This is a genomic window from Pseudomonas sp. VEM90 (genome assembly GCF_054611535.1).
This window is the reverse complement of record NZ_JBTRAR010000050.1, coordinates 1-6,556: the sequence shown is the minus strand read 5'-3', so window position 1 is coordinate 6,556 and position 6,556 is coordinate 1. Positions and strand designations below refer to the sequence as shown.

Sequence of the window (6,556 nt, the reverse complement as noted above, 5' to 3'; positions counted from 1 at the left end):
TGGTACCGAGCGAGGCAGGCACCGATGAGCAGGCCCTGCGCGAACAACTGCAGAGCGCACTGCGCCGGGTGCTGCCGGAGTACATGGTGCCGATGCACCTGCTGTGCCTGGCGCAGATGCCGCTGAGTCCCAACGGCAAGCTGGAGCGCCGGGCACTGCCACGCCCGGACTCGAGCCTGGCGCAGAAAGCCCATGTGCCACCACAGGGTGAACTGGAGCAGCGCCTGGCCGCCATCTGGCAGGACGTGCTCAAGCGTGAGCCGATTGGCGCCACCGACAATTTCTTCGAACTGGGTGGTGACTCGATCATCTCCATCCAGGTGGTCAGCCGCGCCCGTCAGGCCGGCATCCATTTCACCCCCAAGCAACTGTTCCAGCATCAGACCGTACGTGGCCTGGCCCAGGTTGCCGAGCAAGGCGCCCTCGCTGCGCAGGTCGTGTACGGTCCGGCCAGTGGTAGCACGCCGCTGCTGCCGTTCCAGCAGGTGTTTTTCGACACCGTGGATCGCCAGCGCCAGCACTGGAACCAGTCGCTGGCCCTAAGCTTGCGAGAGCCGCTGGATAGCGGCCTGCTCGAACAGGCCCTGCTGCAGCTGGTCAACCATCACGACGCCCTGCGCCTGCGCTTCACGGAGGGTGAGGGCGGCTGGCAGGCGTGTTTCGCCGAGCCACTGCAAGCCCTGGGGACTGTGCTGGAGGTGCTGCATGTGCCTGACGCCGCGGCGCTCGAAGCCCACGCCGATGCTGCCCAGGCCAGCCTAGACCTGGGCGCAGGGCCGCTGCTCAAGGCCTTGCATGCCAACCTCGATGACGGCAGCCAGCGCTTGATCCTGATCGTTCACCACCTGGCAGTGGATGGTGTGTCGTGGCGTATCCTGCTCGAGGACCTGCAACAGCTGTGTACCCAGTTGCGCGACAGCCAGGCCCCGGCGTTGCCACCGCGTACCAGTTCGGTCAAGGACTGGGCCGAGCGCCTGCAGGCCTATGCCGGCAGCGATGAACAGCAAGCCGTGCAACAGTGGCGCGAGCGCCTGGCCGATGCCCCACACACGCTGCCGGGTACCCGTGAGGGCGCCTCGCTGCGCAACCGCGACGCCACCCGCGCCTGCACCCGGCTGGATGCCGAGCAGACCCGCCGCCTGTTGCAGGAGGCCCCGGCGGCCTACCGTACCCGCATCAACGACCTGCTGCTGACCGCCCTGGCGCGGGTCATCAGCCGCTGGAGCGGCGAGCAGCGCGTGTTGCTGCAGCTGGAAGGCCATGGCCGTGAAGACCTGTTCGAAGGCATCGACCTGAGCCGCAGCGTCGGCTGGTTCACCAGCCTGTACCCGGTGCAGCTGACCGTGACCGACGATGTGGCGGGCTCGCTCAAGGCGGTCAAGGAGCAACTTCGCGCCATCAGCGACCAGGGTGTGGGCTACAGTGCCCTGCGCTACCTGGGCGAGGCCCCGGCGCGTGAGGCCCTAGCATCGTTGGCGCAACCGCGCATCACTTTCAACTACCTGGGCCAGTTCGACAACGCCATGGGCGTGGCCGACGGTCTGTTCCAATTGTCTGGCGAGTCGGCCGGTGCCGAGCAGAGCCCTGAGGCGCCGCTAGCCAACTGGCTGAGCCTCAGCGGCCAGGTGTACGACGGTGTGCTCAGCTTCGACTGGGTGTTCAGCCGCGAGATGTTCGACCAGGCCACCCTCGATCAACTGGCCGCCGACTATGCCGCAGAGCTTGCCCGCATGGTCGAGCACTGCTGCCAGCCGGGCAACGCCGGCGCCACCCCGTCAGACTTCCCCCTGGCCGGCCTGACCCAGACCCAGCTCGACGAGCTGCCGTTGGCCATCGTCGAGGTACAGGACCTGTTCGCCTTGTCGCCAATGCAACAGGGCATGCTGTTCCACGCCCTGTACGAGGGCGAGGCCGGCCACTACATCAACCAGCTGCGAGTGGACATCGACGGCCTCGATGTAGAGCGCTTCCACGGGGCCTGGCAGGCGGCGGTGCAGCGCCACGAAATGCTGCGTAGCGGCTTCCTCTGGCCCGACGGCCAGGACCGCCCACTGCAGTTCGTGCAGCGCCAGGCGCAGGTGCCGTTCGAGGTGCTCGACTGGCGCGGCCGCAGCGACCTGGACGGTGCTCTCGAACAACTCGCCCAGGCCGAACGCCGCACTGGTTTCGATCTGGCCCGTGCGCCGCTGCTACGTCTGAGCCTGCGCCGAATTGGCGAGGATCGCCACCATCTGGTCTACACCCACCACCACATCCTCATGGACGGCTGGAGCAGTTCGCAGCTGCTGGGCGAAGTGCTGCAGCACTATGCAGGCCAGGCCCCGGCCAGCCAGGGCGTACGCTACAGCGACTACATCGCCTGGCTGCAAGCCCAGGACTCGGCCGCCAGCCAGGCTTTCTGGCAGCCGCAGTTGGCCCACTTGCAAGCCCCGACCCTGCTGGCCCAGGCCCTGCCTGAATGCACACCTGGCAGCGGCTACGGTGAGTACCTGCAAGCCCTGGACCCGGCGCGCACCCGCGCCCTGGGCGCGTTCGCCCGTCAGCACAAGGTCACCGTCAACACTGTGATGCAGGCCACCTGGGCCTTGCTGCTGCAGCGCTACAGCGGGCAGGACTGCGTGGCCTTCGGCGCCACCGTGGCGGGCCGTCCGGTAGGGCTCAAGGGCGTGGAGCAGCAGATCGGCCTGTTCATCAACACCCTGCCGGTGATTAGCCAGCCGCAGCCACAGCAGTCGGTGATCGATTGGCTGCAAACCCTGCAGGCGCACAACTTGGCGCTGCGCGAGCACGAGCACACGCCGCTGTTCGAGATCCAGCGCTGGGCCGGGCAGGGCGGCGAGGCGCTGTTCGACAACATCCTGGTGTTCGAGAGCTACCCGGTGTCCAAGGCGCTGCAACAGGGTGCGCCCGAGGGGCTGCGGTTTGGCGAGCCGAGCAGCCACGAGCAGAGCAACTACCCGCTGATGCTCATGATCAGCTTGGGCGACAGCCTGTCGCTGCAATACCGCTACGCCCAGGCACAGTTCTCGCCTGGGCGTATCAAACAACTGGCCCGCCACTTCGACACCTTGCTGGGCAACCTCATGGCTGCTGCCGAGTGCCCGCTGGGCAGCCTGCAGATACTCGACGACAGCGAACGCCAGTTGCAACTGGGCGAGTGGAACGCCACCGCCCGAGGCTGGCCGCGCCAGCAGTGCGTGCACCAGGCGATCGCCGCCCAGGCCCGTCGGCACCCAGAGGCGCCGGCGTTGCTGTTCGGTGAGCGGCAAATCAGTCACGCCGAGCTTGAGCGTCAAGCCAACCCATTGGCCCATCACCTGGTGCAATCAGGTGTCGGCCCGGGCACCCGGGTGGGCATCGCCCTCAAGCGCGGCCCAGACATGGTCGTCGCTCTGCTGGCTGTGCTCAAGGCCGGCGCCGCCTACGTGCCGCTGGACCCGGGCTACCCGCAGGATCGCCTGGCCTACATGATGGAAGACAGCGGCATGACCCTGCTGCTGAGTCAGGCTGACCTGCTCGAGCAACTGCCAGTGCCTGCCGGCATCCTTTTCCTGGATGTCACCACCCGCAACCAGTGGCTGGGCCAGCACCCGGCCGGCGCGCCCCAGGTGACGGTGAGCAGCGACGACCTGGCCTACGTGATCTACACCTCGGGCTCCACCGGCCAGCCCAAGGGCGTGATGGTGCGCCATGGCGGGTTGACCAACTTCGTGGCCAGCCTGTGCCGCGAACCCGGCTTCAGCGCCGCCAGCCGCGTGCTGTCGTTGACCACCTTCTCGTTCGATATCTTCGGCCTGGAGATCTACGCTCCGCTGGCCAGTGGCGGCAGCGTAGTACTGATCGACGAGGCCACCCTGCACGATTCCGACGCACTGCTGGCGCGTATCGCCGACGGTGGCGTGAACGTGGTGCAGGCCACGCCGTCGTCCTGGCGCATGTTGTTGGACAACCCACGGCACACGGCGCTGGCCGGCAGCACCTTGTTGTGCGGTGGTGAAGCGTTGCCGGCCGAGCTGGCCACCCGCCTGTTGGCCCTGGGAGGTCCGCTTTGGAACCTGTACGGGCCCACTGAAACCACCATCTGGTCGGCCGCCCACCGCCTCACTGTGCAGGCTCCGAAGCCGTTGCTGGGGCGCGGCATCGACAACACCGGGCTGTACATCCTCGGCGACGACCTGCTGCCGGGCCCGGTGGGGGCGGGTGGCGAGTTGTTGATCGGCGGCGAGGGCCTGGCCCGGGGCTACTGGCAGCGGCCTTCGTTGACTGCCGAACGCTTCGTGCCCGACCCGTTCGCCGACGATGGTGCGCGGTTGTACCGCACCGGCGACCTGGCGCGTTACCGCGAAGACGGGGTGATCGAATACCTGGGCCGTATCGATCATCAGGTGAAGATTCGCGGGCACCGCATCGAGCTGGGCGAGATCGAGGCGCGCCTGCTGGCGCTGCCGGCGGTGCGCGAGGCGGCGGTGTTGGCGCTGGACGGACGGCTGGTGGGTTACCTGGTGGCGGGCGCCGGGCAGCCGGTCGCTACCGACGCCATTGCGGCGCAATTACATGAGCAGTTGCCTGACTACATGGTGCCTACGCAGTGGCTGACCCTCGAACGCATGCCGTTGACCCCCAACGGCAAGCTCGACCGTAAGGCCTTGCCGGTGGCGCAGCCGCTCGCCGGGCAGGGCCACCGCCCGGCCGAGAGCGCGCTGCAGGTGCAGGTCGCAGAGGTTTGGCAGGCAGTGCTGGGCGTTGTCCAGGTCGGCCTGGACGATGACTTCTTCGCCCTTGGCGGGCATTCGCTGCTGGCCACCCAGGCGGTGTCGCGCCTGCGCCAGGTACTGGGGCGTGACGTGGAGCTGCGTACGCTCTTCGAGTACCCGCAGCTGGAGCGTTTTGCCGAGCAGCTGCAGCACGAGGACGGTGTTGCCCGCCCGCCATTGCGCAAACTTGAGCCGGGTCGGCCGCAGTTGCTGTCTTATGCCCAGGAGCGGCAGTGGTTCCTCTGGCAGCTCGACCCTGATAGCCCGGCCTATCATATTCCCAGCGCCCTGCGCCTGCGCGGCCAGGTGGACCGGGACGCGTTGCAGGCCAGCCTGGATGCACTGGTTGCACGGCATGACAGCCTGCGCACGCGCTTCGTCGAAAGCGGCGGCCAGGTGCTGGTGCAGGTCGAGCCGGCAGCCGTAGTGCCACTGGAATGGGTCGTTACGGATGGGGCGGCCACGCAGGACGATGCCGGGATTGCCCAGTTCATCCATTCCCGTGCCGGGCAGCTGTTCGACCTGCGCCAGGGGCCACTGCTGCGTGCCAGCGTACTGCAACTGAGTGCGAACGATCACCTGCTGTTGATCGTGCAGCACCACATCATTGCTGACGGCTGGTCGGTGCAGGTGATGATCGACGAACTGGTCGAGTTCTACCGTGGCTTCGCCGATGGCCAGCCGGCCAGCCTACCAGCGCTGGCGGTCGGTTATGCTGACTATGCAGCCTGGCAGCGCCAGTGGATGGACCAGGGTGAGCGTGAGCGCCAGCTGGATTACTGGAGCACACAACTGGCAGGGGAACTGCCGGTACTACAACTGCCGGCCGATCGTGCGCGCCCGGCGCAACCCAGCCATCAGGGCGCACGCCTGGAGTTGCAATTGCCCCAGCCTCTGGGTGAAGGCCTTGGACGGTTGGCGCGCAGTCAGGGCGTGACTCTGAACATGCTGCTGTTGGCCAGTTTGCAGACTCTTTTGCACCGCTACAGCGGCCAGGGTGATATCCGCATCGGCGTGCCGGTGGCCAACCGCGGGCAGGTGGAAATCGAGCGGGTGCTGGGGCTATTCGCCAATACCCAGGTGATCAGGAACGCGGTCAGCGGCACGCAGGCCTTCACTGCTCTGCTTGCCCAGACCCGGCAGGCCGTGCTGGAGGCCCAGGCTCATCAGGACTTGCCGTTCGAGCAACTGGTCGAAGCACTACAACCGGAGCGTAACCTGGGTATCAGCCCGTTGTTCCAAGTGCTGCACAACCACCAGAGCGCCACTCGCGCTGGGCGAGGCGACCCGGCCGTGGCCGGGTTGCAGGTCGAGGGGGTTGCGCAGCAGCGCCAGGCGGCGCAGTTTGACCTGACCCTGGAAACCTATGCCGCGGACCAGGGCATCTCGGCGGCTTTCATCTACGCCACTGATCTGTTTGAAACCAGCACCATCGAGCGCCTGGCCGGGCATTGGCAGCGTCTTCTCGAAGCCATCGTTTCCGACCCGGCGCAGTGCATCGGCGACCTGCCGATGCTGGACGATGAACAACGCCGGCAATTGGTCGAGGGCTTCAACGCCACGGCCACCGAGTACCCGTTGGATACCCCGGTGCAGCGCTTGATCGAGGCCCAGGTGCAACGCACTCCAGACGCCGAGGCGCTGGTGTTCGGCACTGTACGCCTGAGCTATGCCCAGCTCGATGCCCGCGCCAACCAGCTGGCCAACCGCCTGGTCGTAGCCGGTGTTGGCCCGGACGTGCTGGTGGGCATCGCCGCCGAGCGCAGTCTCGAAATGGTGGTCGGCCTGCTGGCCATCCTCAA

1 protein-coding gene is annotated in these 6,556 nt (G+C 67.1%); it reads left to right on the top strand.

The annotated features are described in order from the left end of the window. Positions 1-6,556, top strand: a 6,556-nt coding sequence (locus ACYCCG_RS25920) for an amino acid adenylation domain-containing protein (RefSeq protein WP_459672300.1), incomplete at both ends; no start/stop codon positions are given.